This window comes from Salmonella sp. SSDFZ54, assembly GCF_004010735.1.
Lineage (GTDB): Bacteria > Pseudomonadota > Gammaproteobacteria > Enterobacterales > Enterobacteriaceae > Salmonella > Salmonella enterica.
In genome coordinates, this window is the sequence record NZ_CP034819.1 from 433,029 (window position 1) to 449,526 (window position 16,498).

Genomic DNA, 16,498 nt, shown 5'->3' on the forward strand with positions numbered 1-16,498 from the left:
GAAGGCCAGATGTCAGGCTTTCCGGCGTTGGCACAAAAAGTATGCTGTAAAAGCGCATGATAATTTACATTATCTCCTTTATTTCTCCACGTTTGGCTCGTAGCTTGCCGCTACAGTGAAGCAGTTCAAATCTATAACGATATGTAGAAACACGAGGTTTCCCTTTAATGGCGAATTTTTTTATCGATCGCCCCATTTTTGCCTGGGTGCTGGCTATCCTGTTGTGTCTGACAGGGGCGTTAGCCATTTTCTCTTTACCTGTTGAACAATATCCCGATCTGGCGCCGCCCAACGTACGTATTACCGCGAATTATCCGGGAGCGTCGGCGCAAACGCTGGAAAATACCGTAACCCAGGTTATTGAGCAGAATATGACGGGCCTCGATAATCTGATGTACATGTCATCACAAAGCAGCGGAACCGGACAGGCGACCATCACCCTGAGCTTTATTGCGGGAACCGATCCTGATGAGGCGGTTCAGCAGGTGCAAAACCAGTTACAGTCCGCGATGCGTAAACTGCCGCAGGCGGTACAGGATCAAGGCGTCACGGTACGCAAAACGGGCGATACCAATATTTTGACCATCGCTTTCGTCTCTACCGACGGTTCTATGGACAAGCAGGATATCGCCGACTACGTCGCCAGTAATATTCAGGACCCGCTCAGCCGCGTCAACGGCGTCGGCGATATTGACGCTTATGGTTCACAGTACTCTATGCGTATCTGGCTCGATCCGGCCAAATTGAATAGTTTTCAGATGACCGCGAAAGACGTGACCGATGCAATTGAGTCGCAGAATGCGCAAATCGCCGTCGGGCAGCTTGGCGGTACGCCTTCGGTCGACAAGCAGGCGCTGAACGCCACCATTAATGCACAGTCGCTGCTGCAAACGCCGCAACAATTTCGCGATATCACCCTGCGCGTTAATCAGGACGGTTCCGAGGTCAAACTGGGCGATGTCGCCACCGTGGAGCTGGGGGCGGAAAAATATGACTACCTCAGCCGTTTTAACGGCAAGCCGGCTTCCGGTCTTGGCGTTAAGCTGGCTTCCGGCGCGAACGAAATGGCGACCGCGAAGCTGGTGCTGGATCGCCTCAACGAGCTGGCGCAGTACTTCCCTCAAGGGCTGGAATACAAGATCGCGTATGAGACCACCTCCTTTGTCAAAGCCTCGATTATCGATGTGGTCAAAACGTTGCTGGAGGCTATCGCGCTGGTTTTCCTGGTGATGTACCTGTTCCTGCAAAACTTTCGCGCCACGCTGATTCCGACGATCGCCGTGCCGGTAGTATTAATGGGCACCTTCTCTGTGCTTTACGCGTTCGGCTACAGTATTAACACATTAACCATGTTCGCGATGGTGCTGGCGATCGGGCTCCTGGTCGACGATGCCATCGTGGTGGTGGAAAACGTCGAACGTATCATGAGCGAAGAAGGGCTCACGCCGCGTGAAGCGACGCGCAAATCCATGGGACAAATCCAGGGGGCGCTGGTCGGTATCGCGATGGTGCTGTCTGCGGTATTCGTGCCGATGGCGTTCTTTGGCGGTACCACCGGGGCGATTTATCGTCAGTTTTCTATTACTATTGTCTCGGCAATGGTGCTGTCGGTGCTGGTCGCCATGATCCTGACGCCAGCGTTGTGTGCAACGTTATTAAAACCGCTGCACAAAGGCGAGCAGCACGGGCAACGCGGATTTTTCGGCTGGTTTAACCGTACCTTCAATCGTAATGCCGAACGTTATGAGAAAGGCGTAGCGAAAATTTTGCATCGCAGCCTGCGCTGGATTCTGATTTATGTTCTGTTGCTTGGCGGCATGGTGTTCCTGTTTTTGCGCCTCCCCACCTCCTTTCTGCCGCAGGAAGATCGGGGCATGTTCACTACGTCTATCCAGCTACCGAGCGGTTCTACGCAACAGCAGACCCTGAAAGTCGTTGAAAAGGTTGAAAACTATTACTTCACCCATGAGAAAGACAACATTATGTCGGTCTTCTCGACGGTCGGTTCCGGCCCTGGCGGGAACGGGCAAAACGTCGCGCGCATGTTTGTTCGCTTGAAAGACTGGGACGCGCGCGATCCCACCACCGGCTCCTCGTTCGCCATTATTGAGCGGGCGACAAAAGCATTTAACCAGATTAAAGAAGCTCGCGTCTTCGCCAGCAGCCCGCCGGCAATTAGCGGTCTGGGCAGCTCCGCCGGTTTTGATATGGAATTACAGGATCACGCCGGAGCAGGCCATGACGCGCTGATGGCCGCACGAGATCAACTCATTGAGCTGGCCGGGAAAAACAGTTCCTTGACCCGCGTGCGCCACAACGGCCTGGACGACAGCCCGCAACTGCAAATTGATATTGACCAACGAAAAGCGCAGGCGCTGGGCGTATCGATTGACGATATCAACGACACCCTGCAAACAGCCTGGGGATCGAGCTACGTCAACGACTTTATGGACCGGGGCCGCGTGAAGAAGGTCTATGTTCAGGCCGCAGCGAAATATCGTATGTTGCCGGATGATATTAATCTTTGGTATGTCCGTAACAAAGACGGCGGCATGGTCCCCTTCTCCGCCTTCGCCACCTCGCGCTGGGAAACCGGATCGCCGCGTCTGGAACGCTATAACGGCTATTCGGCGGTAGAAATTGTCGGAGAGGCCGCGCCGGGGGTCAGTACCGGGACGGCGATGGATGTCATGGAGTCGTTGGTGCATCAGCTACCGGGCGGTTTTGGCCTGGAATGGACAGCCATGTCTTACCAGGAACGGCTCTCCGGCGCGCAGGCGCCCGCGCTGTACGCTATTTCGCTATTAGTCGTCTTCCTGTGTCTGGCGGCATTGTATGAAAGCTGGTCGGTGCCCTTCTCGGTGATGCTGGTTGTGCCGCTCGGCGTCATTGGCGCGCTACTCGCTACCTGGATGCGCGGGCTGGAAAACGATGTTTACTTCCAGGTGGGGCTGTTGACCGTTATCGGCCTCTCGGCGAAAAACGCGATTCTGATTGTGGAATTCGCCAACGAAATGAATCAGAAGGGACACGCGCTGTTAGACGCCACGCTGTACGCCAGCCGCCAGCGCCTGCGACCGATACTGATGACTTCGCTGGCGTTTATCTTTGGCGTATTGCCGATGGCCACCAGCACCGGGGCAGGCTCGGGTAGCCAACATGCTGTCGGAACCGGCGTGATGGGGGGAATGATCTCAGCAACCATTCTGGCTATCTTCTTTGTACCCCTGTTTTTCGTGCTGATACGTCGCCGCTTCCCGCTGAAGCCGCGCCCGGAATAAGCTCCCGGCCAGCCTGATACGAGGTGTCGGGCACAAAAAAGGCGACTTTCGTTGAGTCGCCTTTTCTTATCCCCTATGGGAGCGCGGTGCCTTCCAGGCATTTATTTACGAAGCATGACTTCGATAAAATCTTTCCAGTTCCCCAGTTCACGTTCAATCATAATAGCCTCTCTTATTATTATGGGTATTCTACGTAGTTAGCGGTATAGAGAGAAGTTCATTTAACCGATTGTTGCGATATCCTCTGGTTACGCTGTCTATGATATTACTATGGCGCTGTAGCCGTAAATTTTATGTGACTTACTGCAATATTTAGCAACATTAATACCTTTTCTACTACTTTATCAAATCGGGTTAAAAAACAATCAATTGCATGTGCGCAAAATAGGATTTTCCTCGCGAATTATAAACAAGCCACATCTGGAACGTTTTGGAATCATTATTCACATTCACTCAACAATGTTATATTGATTGCCGATCAGCGCTGGATAAATAACCATTAACAGCCACACTTATTATCCCGCAGACGATACTATTGATTATTTATTCGAATTTCGCGTTAAAGGATTCAATATGATTACCCTCTATGGCATTAAGAATTGCGACACGATCAAAAAAGCGCGCCGTTGGCTGGAGGAGCATGGCATTGATTATCGTTTTCACGATTACCGTGTGGATGGCATAGACCTCCCTCTTCTTAATACCTTTATTGCCGAACTCGGCTGGCAGCCTTTACTGAATACGCGCGGCACAACATGGCGCAAACTGGATGAAGGCGACCGCAGCGGGATTACCGATGCCGACTCCGCCGCTGCTCTCATGGTTGAACAGCCGGCAATCATCAAACGCCCATTGCTCTGCGCGCCCGGGAAGCCTATGCTGCTTGGTTTCAGTGAATCCCGTTATCAGCAGTTTTTTGATGAGGTGTAGTCTATGTCGTGCCCGGTTATTGAGCTGACACAGCAACTTATTCGTCGCCCCTCCCTGAGTCCGGATGACGCAGGCTGTCAGGCATTAATGATTGAACGCCTGCGTAAAATCGGTTTTACCATTGAGCATATGGATTTTGGCGACACGCAAAATTTTTGGGCATGGCGTGGGCGTGGCGAAACGCTGGCGTTCGCCGGGCATACTGACGTCGTACCGGCTGGCGATGTCGATCGCTGGATCAATCCGCCGTTTGAACCTACGATTCGCGACGGAATGTTGTTCGGTCGCGGCGCGGCGGATATGAAAGGTTCACTGGCGGCCATGGTGGTGGCTGCTGAACGATTTGTTGCGCAGCATCCTCATCACCGGGGCCGCCTCGCGTTTTTGATTACCTCTGATGAGGAAGCCAGCGCAAAAAATGGCACCGTAAAGGTGGTTGAAGCGCTGATGGCCCGTAACGAGCGGCTGGATTACTGTCTGGTCGGCGAACCTTCCAGTACTGAAATTGTGGGTGATGTCGTCAAAAACGGGCGTCGCGGTTCCCTCACCTGTAACCTCACTATTCATGGCGTTCAGGGGCACGTCGCCTATCCGCATCTGGCGGATAACCCTGTTCATCGCGCCGCGCCTTTTCTTAATGAACTGGTCGCTATCGAGTGGGATCGGGGCAATGACTTTTTCCCGGCCACCAGTATGCAGGTAGCCAATATCCAGGCAGGCACCGGCAGCAATAATGTCATTCCCGGTGAACTGTTCGTGCAGTTTAACTTCCGTTTCAGCACGGAACTGACCGATGAGATGATCAAAGAGCGGGTACATGCGCTGCTTGAAAAGCATCAGCTACGCTATACCGTAGACTGGTGGCTTTCCGGCCAGCCGTTCCTGACCGCACGCGGCAAGCTGGTGGACGCGGTGGTAAACGCCATTGAGCACTATAATGAAATTAAACCGCAATTACTGACGACGGGCGGTACGTCCGACGGACGTTTTATCGCCCGTATGGGAGCGCAGGTGGTAGAACTGGGGCCGGTGAACGCCACCATTCATAAAATTAATGAATGTGTGAATGCCGCCGATCTCCAGCTACTGGCCCGTATGTATCAACGCATTATGGAACAGCTCGTCGCCTGATGAGCGTTCCGGTAAGAGGAAATAAGCATGGACTGGCTGGCAAAATATTGGTGGATTCTGGTATTGGTGTTTCTGGTAGGCGTACTGCTGAATGTGATCAAAGATCTCAAACGCATCGACCATAAGAAATTCCTTGCCAATAAACCTGAGCTGCCCCCGCATCGCGATTTTAACGATAAGTGGGACGATGAAGAAGACTGGCCGAAGAAAGATCAGCCGAAAAAGTAACCGGATATCATGCCGGACAGGTATCGCTATCCGGTATGGTTCCCACCGCCGGGCATTACGTCGCGCAAACGCTGCGTTCGTCCGGCATCCAACGCAATTAGCGCCTGCGCCGCCTGCGCACGCTGCAACGCCAGCAGAGCTTTACGGCCTGAAATGCGTAGCCGGGCGCACAGTTCGGCATCGCTGGCTTTTTCTTCCAGCCGCCCTCTCAGCGCTGGTAATGGCAATGCGCTGTATTGCAGTAAACGATGCAGGCAACCTAACGATGTCAGTAGCGGGCGGTGCGCGAAAGCAAAACCGACCAGCTCACGCCAGTCTTCATCATTAAGCGCCTGTTCATCTAACGCCGCCAGCGGTATCGCCTCGCCGTTCCACTGCGTCAGGATATCCGCATCGCGGCGCAAACGTCGGTGTTCCTGCTGCGCCAGCCGTTTTCCCGCGTCGCTCAGCGGCAATAACGCCATCGCCGTATAGCAACCGCTGCTCGCCTCCCGATGGTTGCCCATCCGTACCAGTACAAAGCCGCAGCGTTGCCAGAAACGCCACAGCTCCGGCGTATAGCCGAAGCTGACGGAAAGATAATCACACTGCGCCGCCTGCTCGCACGCGCAGGCAATCAACTGCTGACCGATGCCTTCGCGCTGGCGGGCGGGGTGCACCGCGATACGGCTTACGCGACGCCCGACCAGCGTCGCGGCTAAAGGGTCGCTACCGTGCGCCGCCAGCGACTGCGCCACCAGATTTCCACGCGGACGCCGGAAACCGCACCATACAGCCTGACTGAGTTCTGCGGATAACCCGCCCTCTTCGACCAGCCAGACGGCGCCCGCCACACGGTTATTCGCCGTGGCCTGCAAGAAATGCTGTCCTGGCGCATCCATCATTCGGCGCAGATCCAGCGGCGAAGTACGATAGTGCGCCCCCGACAGTAACTGATACACAGCCCTCGGCAACACGGGCGTCTTCCCCCAGGCCTGTTGGTAAAACGCCGAGATTGCTATCGCGCCATGTGGCGCCTGCGCAAACGCTTCATCGTCGAATATCAGCGCCTCGCTGACGATATTTTCCAGCGGGCATTCTGGCGCCCAGCGGACAGGCTGACGAAGCGTGAAGCGGTGAAGCTGCGGAAAACGGGCGCAAAACTTAAGTAAAAAACCGCGTCCGGTGCCTTCGTAGCCCTGAACGGTGGTGGTGAGTAGTATGCGGGAAAAGCGCGAAACCAGTTGCAGCAGCAGCGGCGCGGGGATTGCCGCCGCCTCGTCAACCACCAGCCAGTCGGCTCTTGCCCCGCTCGCCAGCAACGCATCCGGCGCCATAAAGCAGAACCGCTCACCGGCAAACGCTGCCAGGATATCCGTTGCCGTTTTCGCCGGTGCGGTCACGATAGCCGTACCCGCCATCCGGGAGATGAATTGCCCGGCCAGCGCCGATTTGCCGCGTCCACGGGGGGCAATCACCGTCGCCACGCCGGGCGGCATTTCACGTAAACGCGATAAGATAGCCGCCTGCTCCGGCTGTGGCTCGCCGGTGGCGGGTCGCCAGCGTTCACGGGAAGGATAAGATGGCCAGCAAAACGGCTGGCGCTGTCGCCAAAGCAGCGTTTGCGGATCGCGGGAAAGAGTCCGTTTAAGATGCTGTGCAAACTGCGGTGTGGGGATAGGCTGCGCGCAGTCGCTCCAGCGCAGTGAATCGGTATCAGGCCTGCTTTCCCACGTCTCGTACGGCGGCATCAGCAGAAGCAGCCAGCTTCCGGCCTGCAAGGTCCCGCTCAGGGCGGCAAACGCTGCCGCGTCAAAGCCCTGCCAGGCATCAAATATCGCATGACGGAATTCACGGCCCAGCAGCGTTTGTAACGCCTGTGGCGTACAGCACGGCTGGGCGGGCGCGTCAGGCGCGACCCACAGCCAGTCACCGGGCAATGCAGCGCGTATCGCCTCGGCCCGCTCCCGGCACCACGCCGCATCGCCGCTGATGACCAGTAAACGGCGAATGCCTTCCTGTGTCATTTGCGACGTTAACGCCTGTAGCGCATCGATATCAGACATCCCTGCCCCGGTTTATCAAAAGTTTTTGCCAAACGTATTACATTGCGCCGGGTCACCGCTGTCAAATCCACGCTTAAACCAGCTGTAGCGCTGTTCTGAGGTGCCGTGGGTAAAACTATCCGGCACGACGCGCCCCTGCCCCTGTTGCTGTAAGCGATCGTCGCCGATAGCCTGTGCGGCATTGAGCGCCTCTTCCAGATCGCCCGCCTCCAGTACGCCTTGCTGCTGCATACTGTGTCCCCACACGCCGGCAAAGCAATCCGCCTGTAGCTCCATGCGCACCGAAAGGCGATTCACCTCCGTTTGCGACGCGTTTTGCTGCAACTGGCGTACTTTCGGCTCAATACCTAACAGTTTTTGTACGTGGTGGCCGACTTCGTGGGCGATGACATAACCCTGAGCAAAATCACCGTCCGCGCCCAGCTTATTTTTCATATCATCGTAAAATGAGAGATCGATATAGACGGTGCCGTCCGCCGGGCAGTAAAACGGCCCCATCACGGACTGACCCGCACCACAGCCGGTACGCGTCATACCACGGTACATCACCAGTTTTGGCTGCTGATAGCCGCGGCCCATTTTTTGAAAGAGTTGCCCCCAGGTATCTTCGGTCGTCGCCAGAATCACCGAGGTAAATTTTGCCGCTTCATCATCATTGGGGCTTATCGAACGCGTCGACTGCTGCTGCGAAACCGGCTGACCGGTCAACAGACCGGTTAAATCCACCCCATAGTACCCTGCGACCAACACCACCACCAACAGAATGATGCCGCCTTTTCCGCGCGGAAGACGAAAGCCTGGGCCACCCAGCGAGGGGCCGCCTGGCCGATTACGTCTGTCCTCTACATTGTTACTTTCACGACGCCCTTGCCAGCGCATAATCACCTCATTCTCTCTTTGTTATACAGATGATCGTAGGCGGTCAGGCGCAGGATTACCACAGGTAAACGCTATCAGAATGAGGAAAGGATGATACCGGAGAGCGGTTGCCCTCCGGTCAGAAGCGGAATTAATCTAATTTCACGCCCAGGCGATGCGCGACGGCTTCATAGGCTTCAATCAGACCGCCCAGACTCTGGCGGAAGCGGTCTTTGTCCATTTTGTCCAGCGTCTCTTTATCCCACAGGCGGCTACCGTCCGGTGAAAACTCATCGCCCAGCACCACTTCCCCTTTATACAGGCCAAACTCCAGTTTGAAATCCACCAGGATAAGACCCGCGTCATCAAACAGTTTTTTCAGTACGTCGTTGGCTTTGTAGGTTAACTCTTTCATACGCGCCAGATTTTCCTGACTTACCCAACCGAACGTTTCACAGTAGGAACTATTCACCATCGGGTCGTGCAGCGCGTCGTTTTTCAGGAACAGATCGAATATCGGCGGGTTAAGCTCCATGCCTTCTTCCACGCCCAGACGCTTGACCAGCGACCCTGCCGCACGGTTGCGCACCACACATTCAACCGGCACCATCTCCAGCTTCTTCACCAGACACTCGGTATCAGACAGCAAACGTTCCATCTGGGTCGGGATGCCCGCCTCGGCCAGTTTGGTCATAATGAAATGGTTGAATTTGTTATTTACCATGCCTTTGCGATCAAACTGTTCAATGCGCGCGCCATCCCCTGCTGACGTATCATTGCGGAATTCGAGCACCAACAGGTCCGGGTTTTCCGTGCTGTATACGGTTTTCGCTTTACCACGATACAACTCAGCTTGCTTTTGCATCTTTAACACTCCTGGGTGTGAATTAACGATAAGTATTCATTTCCTGCTACGCCTGCCGGAGACGTCGGCCTGTAATTGTGGTGCGAAATAGCGGTTAAATCGCGTTTTTGTACCGACGCACACGTTTGCGTATCTTATCAGAAAAAAGGGCCGGATTACTCCAGCCCTGTTAAATTACTTGTTGAACGCTGCCTGGAAGACGGCAACCAGCGCGTCGTTCTGGCTTTGCGTCAGAGTATGCCCCTTAGGATCGATAAACTGCAAGCTGCTGCGGTTATCTAAATCGCCGACCTGCAATTTATAGTCTCCGGATGCCAGGCCCGGGTCGCTAGCGCCCAGATCCCGCCAGTCGCTGTCAGACAACGGTTTGTACGTTACCGCCATGCTGCCCTGAGAGCGAGTGCTGTCGGTGACTTTCATGCCCACTTTTTCCAGCGCGGCCGGGAGGCGTTGCCACACGAGGTTGAACGGACCGCGAACGACCAGCATAGGTAAACCGGTATCATCAGCGGCGCTCTGCACATCCATCGTTGCGGCGGAACGGTTCTGCGCGGCATTTGCCGCATCCGTAGCGGTCTTATCCAGACCGGCGGAAATGACGTTCATCATTTCCGTGCTATAGCGCTGCAGCGACGCCGCGTCAGCGACCGGCTTGCCAGCCTGTTCCAGATTAACCAGTTTTACCGTTACCGCCTGCTGATAGCCCTGCGGCTTCACCGAGATTTGATAACGTCCACGATACTGTTCGTCTTCATCCAGGCGGTTCCAGTTCACCCAATCGGTCGTCAGGGTCTGGCTGGCATCGTCACGTTTTTCAATCGGATAATTTTTCGCCTGAATCACGCTGACGACTTGCGGCCACAGCGTGCTGCTACGACCATTTTCCACCAATAGCGTAGCGGTATCGCCAGAGAACTGGGTACGCGCGCCGCTCACTAACGCTAACGGCTGCGCTGGCGGACGGATATCCAACGCCTTACCAACCGCGCCGCTCCCCTTAGTGACCGGTATAACGTAGTCGCCGGTCGTTATCGGCAGGATCATTCCTGCCGGGGCGTGAAGTTCAGCAAGCGGCGCGGCATCCAGATAGGATTCATCGCCGCTTACCTGGCGCTTGTAGCGCGAATCGGAACTACAGGCAGCGAGCAGCAAAACAAGCGAAACACCCGCAACCTTCGCCAGGCGCGACTTTTGTACTGAGTAAGCCATCAAATCTCCCTAAACTTTACAGCAGGCCAGCATGCTGAAGCGCTGCTTTGACGATGTCACGACCATGGTCCGTGATAGGCGTCATTGGCAGGCGCAGCGTGTCGGTCGCCACAAGACCCAATGCCTTACATGCCCATTTCACCGGGATAGGATTGGGTTCGACAAATAGTTTGTTGTGTAACGGCATCAGACGCTGGTTGATAGCGCGCGCCTCGGCAAATTGCCCTTCCGCCGCCAGTTTGCACATGTCAGCCATCTCGCGCGCCGCTACGTTAGCCGTAACGGAAATCACGCCATGACCACCCAGTTGCATAAAGTCCAGCGCAGACGCGTCATCGCCGCTAAGCAGAATAAAATCGTCTGAAACCAGCTCTTTGATCTGGTGAACGCGGGTTAAGTTCCCTGTCGCCTCTTTGATAGCGATAATATTTTTTATTTCCGCCAGACGACCCACGGTTTCCGGCAACATGTCGCAACCGGTACGGGACGGCACATTATACAGAATTTGCGGCAAGTCAGTGTGTTCCGCGATGGCTTTGAAATGCTGGAACAAACCTTCCTGCGTGGGGCGATTGTAGTACGGCGTTACCGTCAGGCAGCCAACAATGCCGCTATCGTTAAAACGCTGCGTCAGGCTAATCGCTTCCGCGGTCGCGTTTGCGCCCGTGCCGGCGATAACCGGAATACGTCCGTCAGCCAGTTCCAGCGTCATCATCACGACATCGCCATGTTCATCATGGCTTAGCGTGGCAGACTCGCCGGTAGTGCCAACCGAAACAATCGCCGAGGTACCGTTGGCGACATGATAATCAATGAGTTTTTTCAGGCAAGACCTACTGACGTTACCTTTCTCATCCATCGGCGTAACAAGCGCGACAATACTTCCCGTGAACATGGGCCATCCTCTGTGCAAACAAGTCTCTCAATGGTACGTTTGGTATGGCAATAAAAGCAAGCGACCAAAGCCGTTCTGATTGTTGTATGCAGGTTTTTTTTATGGTTTCCTTAAGATTACCTCACCGCTCAAAGGAATAACTGGTTTGACACCGTCATCACAACACTATTTGGTTATCACTGCGCTGGGCGCCGACAGGCCCGGTATTGTGAATACCATTACTCGCCATGTCAGCAGTTGCGGCTGTAATATCGAAGACAGCCGACTGGCGATGCTGGGCGATGAATTCACGTTTATTATGCTGTTGTCCGGCACGTGGAACGCGATTACCTTGATTGAATCGACATTGCCGTTAAAAGGCGCGGAGCTGGATCTGCTGATTGTGATGAAACGGACGTCCGACCGCCCCCGCCCGGCAATGCCCGCGACGGTATGGGTTCAGGTTGAGGTCGCCGACTCCCCGCATTTAATTGAGCGATTCACCGCGCTGTTTAATAGTCATGAAATGAATATTGCGGAGCTGGTCTCCCGCACGCAGCCGGCTGAAGGTGATAAAGCTGCGCAATTATTTATTCAAATCACCGCACATAGCCCGGCGTCGCAAAATTCCGCAAATATTGAGCAAGCCTTTAAAGCACTATGTACAGAACTCAATGCGCAAGGCAGTATAAACGTCGTCAATTACTCACAACATGATGAACAGGATGGAGTTAAGTAATGAATCCACTGAAAGCCGGTGATATCGCACCGAAATTTAGCTTGCCGGATCAAGACGGGGAACAAGTAAATTTGACCGACTTCCAGGGACAGCGCGTTCTGGTTTATTTCTACCCAAAAGCCATGACACCCGGCTGTACCGTGCAGGCCTGCGGCTTACGCGATAACATGGACGAGCTCAAAAAAGCAGGCGTGGACGTGCTGGGCATCAGCACCGATAAACCTGAAAAACTCTCCCGTTTCGCTGAAAAAGAGCTGCTGAACTTTACCCTTTTGTCCGATGAAAACCATCAGGTGTGTGAACAGTTCGGCGTCTGGGGCGAAAAGTCGTTTATGGGCAAAACGTATGACGGCATTCACCGCATCAGCTTTTTGATTGACGCTGATGGTAAGATTGAACACGTCTTTAATGATTTTAAAACCAGCAATCACCATGATGTGGTGCTGAACTGGCTGAAAGAAAACGCGTAAAAGCCTCAGGCCGCGCTGATGTGCGGCCTGGAAAGAGAATGCGCCGTCAGGCTTGCCGCGCCAGACGCCATATCGCCGCCACATTGCGCGCCGACAGGCTCAGGTTATATTCCGCCTCGTGTAAGGCTTCCGGCAACGTAACGATATGCGACAAAATCGACAGCGCCGCATCGATACCCTGCTGATACACAACGTGATGATCGTGTTGCAGCCCACCGGCGAGCGCGATAACCGGTTTATGATACCGCTTCGCCACTCTGGCGACGCCAATCGGCGTCTTGCCGCAAATACTTTGGCTGTCCAGCCGCCCTTCTCCGGTAATCACCAGATCGGCATCTTTAACCGCCTGCTCAAGCTGTAGCGTTTCCACGACAATCTCTACGCCGGCGCGTAATTCCGCATTGAGCAACCCTAAAAGCGCGGCGCCCATTCCACCTGCCGCGCCCGCGCCGGGAGCATTAATCACCTCACGTCCCGTAGCCTGATAAATATGCCGGCCCCAGTTTTCCAGCGCCGCGTCCAGGGTGTTCACCATTTCCGCTGTCGCCCCTTTTTGTGGGCCAAAAATGGCCGATGCGCCCTGGGGACCACACAGCGGATTGTTGACATCACACGCCACGGTTATCGATACCTTACGCAGCAATGGGTGACAACCGGACAGATCGATAGAGGCCAGCGCCGCCAGCGCCTCGCCGCCCGGAGAAAGCGAGCGCCCCTGTTTATCGCGCAATATAACGCCAAGCGCCTGCATCATCCCCGCGCCGCCGTCATTCGTCGCGCTGCCGCCAATTCCCAGAATAATACGCTTTACGCCACGCTCCAGCGCCGCGACGATTAACTCGCCGGTGCCGTAGCTGGTGGTATTAAGCGGGTTGCGCAATTCAGGCGAAACGTGATGCAGCCCGGATGCCGCCGCCATTTCAATCACGGCGGTATCGCTATCGCCCAGCATTCCCCAGCGCGCGGTCACCGGTTGCCCAAGCGGGCCTTGTACCCACTGGTCGACATAACGCCCGCCGCTGGCCTCCACCATTGATTGTACGGTTCCTTCCCCGCCATCCGCCATGGGCACTTTAACGTAGTCGGCGTCAGGATAAATTTCGCGGAACCCCTTTTCTATCGCCTCAGCGACCGCCATTGCGGACAAACTTTCTTTAAATGAATCAGGAGCAATAACAATTTTCATAGGGATTATCCTGCAAAACCAAAGAAACCGAACATCAGAGTAGAAATAAAGGTAATGGCTAACCCCACCAGCGTTTCATACGGCATTAGCTTTAAACGTTCATGAATTTGCATATTGACGCTGCCGCCCGTCGCGTGGAAAAAGCTGCCGTGCGGCAGATGGTCCAGCACCGTGGCGCCCGCATGGATCATAGCGGCTCCCGCCAGGGCGGAAACGCCAAGTTCAAGTAACGTGGGAGAGAAAACGCCGGACGCCACCGCCGTTCCCGCCGTGGTTGAGGCCGTCGCCATTGACATCATGGCGCCAGACACGGGCGCCAGCAGCCAGGACGGCAATCCCGAAGCGGTGAGGCCATGAATCAGGACATCTTTAAGTTCGGAATTAGCGATAATGCCAGCCAGCGTACCGGTTCCCAGCAACATAATAGCGACAGGCGCCATACGCATCAGACCGGCGACCATGTACTGGTTACAGTGGCGCGCGCGTCCCATCAACAGCAGACCGACCAATCCCCCTACGGGCAGGGCAATTAACGGGTCAATGGAAATGCCGGCAAACGGACGGAGAGAAAGCAGGAAAATAGCGACCAGCGGCGCGCTAATCGCCACCAGAAAGCCGGGTCTGGCGACGGAGTCATCATGGTGAGTCACTTCATGATCGGCGACGCCCGCGCCTTTATTATTCAGCCGTTTCGCTAACAGATAGGCGATAATAAGCCCAACGATGCCCGGAACCACGCCCGCCAGCATAATAGAGGTAAGAGGAACATGAAACGCATCGGAGGCGGCAATAGCGTTCGGGTTGGGTGACATCACGTTACCCGCCTTGCCGCCGCCGACCATCGCCAGCAGAATAGCGCTTTTTGACAGCCCTGCATTACGCGCAATCGACAGCGCAATCGGCGCGACGGTAATCACCGCCACATCAATAAATACGCCGACGGCGGTCAGACATAGTGTGGCAATGGCTAATGCCAATAACGCCCGGGTTTCCCCCACTTTGCGGACAATCGTCTCAGCAATCGTATTCGCCGCCCCGGACTCAATTAATACGCCCGCCAGTACGCCTGCGGCCAGAATACGCAATACGGCATTAACGATGCCCTGCGCGCCTGACACCATCAACGACACGGTTTGCAGAAGATCGGCGCCGCCAATCAAACCGCCGACCAGCGCGCCCGCCATCATGCCGTAGGCTGGCGACACTTTTCTTAAAATTAATACGATGGCCACAACCAATGCGGCAATGGCTCCCAGGGTGGATATCGACGTCATATACTGCGCCTCCTTTAACATGGAGCGCGCAGTATGGAAAAACCCGCCTAAAAATCCGCTGGAGCTTTCAACAAATTTCGATTCGACCTGGCAGCGGTAACTTGTCGGACGGTACAGATTCGGCCTGGAGCTCCATACCGATATAAAGCCAAAGCGTACTTTTTAACTCGTTGATTTTTATGTGCGTAATATCCTCACAGCGCTGTAAGCGATAGCGCAATGTATTCACATGAATATGCAATGCTTTGGCTGTTTGCGTCAGGTCACAATTATGTTCAAACCAGGTCCGCAGCGTCTGTTGCAATACGCCTTTCGCGTCATGTTGCGCCAGTTGTAGCCACAGACGCGATAACTCCTGCACTTGCCAACTTTCAGACAGCCCGCTTAGCAGCGCGGGAAGCGCGTGGTCATGATAAAAAATATACTGGCTGCGCAGCTTTTGTCTTTTCGCCATCGCCTGCGTGGCTCTCGCTGTGAGCAAAGATCGGTGCAATCCCGTCTCGCCGGCAAAATAGCCCCCAACCAAAATACGGCTAAAGCCCGATGATGCAGCCCATGATTTAAAAATCTGCAATTCCCCCATTTCCTGGCGGGTATTCCACTTTCCCTCTTTTAACGTGATAGGCTTAATAATGATTAATTCATTAAATTCGGTAAACGTCACCAAATGGTTGCGCGCGTGATTCTCGAAATAATCCATTACATTGCGCAGCGCTTCGCGATCCGGCTGGGAAAGTTCAATAATCAGCACCACTCTGGGAACCGCCAGATCAATGCCCAGATAGGCCGCCATGGAGCGCAACGACTCTGTTGAATTTTCTCGCAAAATCAATTGGTTGATCAGCTCTTCGCGATAGCGTTTATCCCACTGTCGCTGTTCGATCAGCACCATATGCTCGATCACCAGCTCCGCCGCCATTTTAACCAGCTCGGCATACGCGCGAACCACCTCCGGCTCGCCGGTAATGCCGACCACGCCGATAAGCTGTTCATGAAAAGAGATGGGAAGATTAATGCCGGATCGCACGCCTTTAAGCTGATTGGCGGTAGCGGAATCAATTTCTACAATACGGTTTTCCTTCAGCGCCAGAATGGCTCCTTCATGACGCTGGCGAAGCCGCGAAGGTTCGCCAGACGCGATAATGACGCCATGTTCATCCATGACGTTTACCGAGTAAGGAATAATTTTCATGGCTCGCTGTACAATTTGCCGCGCGGTATACCCTTTCAAGTAATGTTTTCTCAACACACTCATTCCCTGTTTCGTTATCGCTTCACATTAAAAAAACAATCTCGCATCAATGATGTCACTTATTAACGAATTTCTCAGAAGAATGCTTAGGCTAAGTCACCAAATTTTGGCGGCTTTACAGCGAGAATTTTGTAGGTTCCAACAATAAAAATGCCG

General features: G+C 54.4%; 15 protein-coding genes. 6 read left to right on the plus strand and 9 right to left on the minus strand.

What is annotated here, in order from left to right; genetic code table 11:
• Positions 1-167 precede the first annotated feature (167 nt).
• Complete coding sequence (gene acrD / locus EOS97_RS02075; RefSeq protein ID WP_001263055.1) at positions 168-3,281, plus strand: multidrug efflux RND transporter permease AcrD; 3,114 nt, start codon at positions 168-170, stop codon at positions 3,279-3,281.
• Between the two features lie 101 nt (positions 3,282-3,382).
• Here acrD and ypfM read toward each other — a convergent pair whose 3' ends face one another.
• Positions 3,383-3,442 carry a protein YpfM gene (gene ypfM / locus EOS97_RS02080; RefSeq protein ID WP_001386977.1) on the minus strand — a complete coding sequence of 20 codons (60 nt, stop codon included), beginning with the start codon at positions 3,440-3,442 and terminating at the stop codon, positions 3,383-3,385.
• 412 nt (positions 3,443-3,854) lie between these two features.
• On the opposite strand from ypfM, the gene EOS97_RS02085 reads away from it, so the two are divergent.
• Genes EOS97_RS02085 through EOS97_RS02095 form a run of 3 tightly spaced genes read left to right on the plus strand, consistent with a single transcriptional unit; the run spans position 3,855 to position 5,570 of the window.
• The gene (locus tag EOS97_RS02085; RefSeq protein WP_000631923.1) at positions 3,855-4,211 is read left to right on the plus strand and encodes an ArsC family reductase; all 357 of its coding nucleotides are present in this window, start codon (positions 3,855-3,857) and stop codon (positions 4,209-4,211) included.
• Between the two features lie 3 nt (positions 4,212-4,214).
• Entirely contained in the window at positions 4,215-5,342 is a 1,128-nt protein-coding gene (gene dapE / locus EOS97_RS02090) for a succinyl-diaminopimelate desuccinylase (protein WP_001277825.1), read from the plus strand.
• 27 nt (positions 5,343-5,369) lie between these two features.
• A complete protein-coding gene (locus EOS97_RS02095) occupies positions 5,370-5,570 on the plus strand; it encodes a YpfN family protein (protein WP_000383842.1) in 201 nt (66 codons plus the stop codon).
• A 26-nt stretch (positions 5,571-5,596) separates the two neighbouring features.
• On the opposite strand, the gene tmcA is transcribed toward EOS97_RS02095, so the two are convergent.
• The 5 genes from tmcA to dapA form a co-directional block, all read right to left on the minus strand.
• A complete protein-coding gene (gene tmcA / locus EOS97_RS02100; protein WP_001279816.1) occupies positions 5,597-7,615 on the minus strand; it encodes a tRNA cytosine(34) acetyltransferase TmcA in 2,019 nt (672 codons plus the stop codon).
• A 15-nt stretch (positions 7,616-7,630) separates the two neighbouring features.
• Positions 7,631-8,494 (minus strand): neutral zinc metallopeptidase, encoded by an 864-nt coding sequence (locus tag EOS97_RS02105; RefSeq protein WP_001267523.1) that lies wholly within the window; start codon positions 8,492-8,494, stop codon positions 7,631-7,633.
• 130 nt (positions 8,495-8,624) lie between these two features.
• Complete coding sequence (gene purC / locus EOS97_RS02110; protein WP_001171630.1) at positions 8,625-9,338, minus strand: phosphoribosylaminoimidazolesuccinocarboxamide synthase; 714 nt, start codon at positions 9,336-9,338, stop codon at positions 8,625-8,627.
• Positions 9,339-9,512: 174 nt separating this feature from the next.
• A complete protein-coding gene (bamC, locus tag EOS97_RS02115; protein ID WP_000331877.1) occupies positions 9,513-10,547 on the minus strand; it encodes an outer membrane protein assembly factor BamC in 1,035 nt (344 codons plus the stop codon).
• 16 nt (positions 10,548-10,563) lie between these two features.
• Entirely contained in the window at positions 10,564-11,442 is an 879-nt protein-coding gene (dapA, locus tag EOS97_RS02120) for a 4-hydroxy-tetrahydrodipicolinate synthase (protein WP_000494020.1), read from the minus strand.
• Between the two features lie 145 nt (positions 11,443-11,587).
• Here dapA and EOS97_RS02125 point away from each other — a divergent pair, with 145 nt between their 5' ends.
• Together EOS97_RS02125 and bcp are read left to right on the plus strand one after the other, a co-directional pair.
• A complete protein-coding gene (locus EOS97_RS02125; protein ID WP_000189061.1) occupies positions 11,588-12,160 on the plus strand; it encodes a glycine cleavage system transcriptional repressor in 573 nt (190 codons plus the stop codon).
• Complete coding sequence (gene bcp, locus EOS97_RS02130; RefSeq protein WP_001068686.1) at positions 12,160-12,630, plus strand: thioredoxin-dependent thiol peroxidase; 471 nt, start codon at positions 12,160-12,162, stop codon at positions 12,628-12,630. The genes EOS97_RS02125 and bcp overlap by 1 nt, the downstream gene beginning before the upstream one ends.
• Positions 12,631-12,676: 46 nt before the next feature.
• Here bcp and EOS97_RS02135 read toward each other — a convergent pair whose 3' ends face one another.
• The 3 genes from EOS97_RS02135 to EOS97_RS02145 form a co-directional block, all read right to left on the minus strand.
• Complete coding sequence (locus tag EOS97_RS02135; protein WP_000706384.1) at positions 12,677-13,816, minus strand: glycerate kinase; 1,140 nt, start codon at positions 13,814-13,816, stop codon at positions 12,677-12,679.
• A gap of 5 nt (positions 13,817-13,821) precedes the next feature.
• On the minus strand, positions 13,822-15,090 hold the full coding sequence (locus EOS97_RS02140; protein ID WP_000200859.1) for a GntP family permease: 1,269 nt from the start codon (positions 15,088-15,090) through the stop codon (positions 13,822-13,824).
• 67 nt (positions 15,091-15,157) lie between these two features.
• The gene (locus tag EOS97_RS02145; protein WP_023138796.1) at positions 15,158-16,345 is read right to left on the minus strand and encodes a sugar diacid recognition domain-containing protein; all 1,188 of its coding nucleotides are present in this window, start codon (positions 16,343-16,345) and stop codon (positions 15,158-15,160) included.
• Positions 16,346-16,498 lie beyond the last annotated feature (153 nt).

Excerpts from the sequence above, each read along its gene's own strand:
- acrD (WP_001263055.1), top strand. The coding sequence starts at position 168 with ATGGCGAATTTTTTTATCGATCGCCCCATTTTTGCCTGGGTGCTGGCT.
- purC (WP_001171630.1), bottom strand. The coding sequence starts at position 9,338 with ATGCAAAAGCAAGCTGAGTTGTATCGTGGTAAAGCGAAAACCGTATAC.
- EOS97_RS02095 (WP_000383842.1), top strand. The coding sequence starts at position 5,370 with ATGGACTGGCTGGCAAAATATTGGTGGATTCTGGTATTGGTGTTTCTG.
- EOS97_RS02145 (WP_023138796.1), bottom strand. The coding sequence starts at position 16,345 with ATGAGTGTGTTGAGAAAACATTACTTGAAAGGGTATACCGCGCGGCAA.
- tmcA (WP_001279816.1), bottom strand. The coding sequence starts at position 7,615 with ATGTCTGATATCGATGCGCTACAGGCGTTAACGTCGCAAATGACACAG.
- dapE (WP_001277825.1), top strand. The coding sequence starts at position 4,215 with ATGTCGTGCCCGGTTATTGAGCTGACACAGCAACTTATTCGTCGCCCC.
- EOS97_RS02140 (WP_000200859.1), bottom strand. The coding sequence starts at position 15,090 with ATGACGTCGATATCCACCCTGGGAGCCATTGCCGCATTGGTTGTGGCC.
- EOS97_RS02135 (WP_000706384.1), bottom strand. The coding sequence starts at position 13,816 with ATGAAAATTGTTATTGCTCCTGATTCATTTAAAGAAAGTTTGTCCGCA.
- EOS97_RS02105 (WP_001267523.1), bottom strand. The coding sequence starts at position 8,494 with ATGCGCTGGCAAGGGCGTCGTGAAAGTAACAATGTAGAGGACAGACGT.
- bamC (WP_000331877.1), bottom strand. The coding sequence starts at position 10,547 with ATGGCTTACTCAGTACAAAAGTCGCGCCTGGCGAAGGTTGCGGGTGTT.
- EOS97_RS02085 (WP_000631923.1), top strand. The coding sequence starts at position 3,855 with ATGATTACCCTCTATGGCATTAAGAATTGCGACACGATCAAAAAAGCG.
- bcp (WP_001068686.1), top strand. The coding sequence starts at position 12,160 with ATGAATCCACTGAAAGCCGGTGATATCGCACCGAAATTTAGCTTGCCG.
- dapA (WP_000494020.1), bottom strand. The coding sequence starts at position 11,442 with ATGTTCACGGGAAGTATTGTCGCGCTTGTTACGCCGATGGATGAGAAA.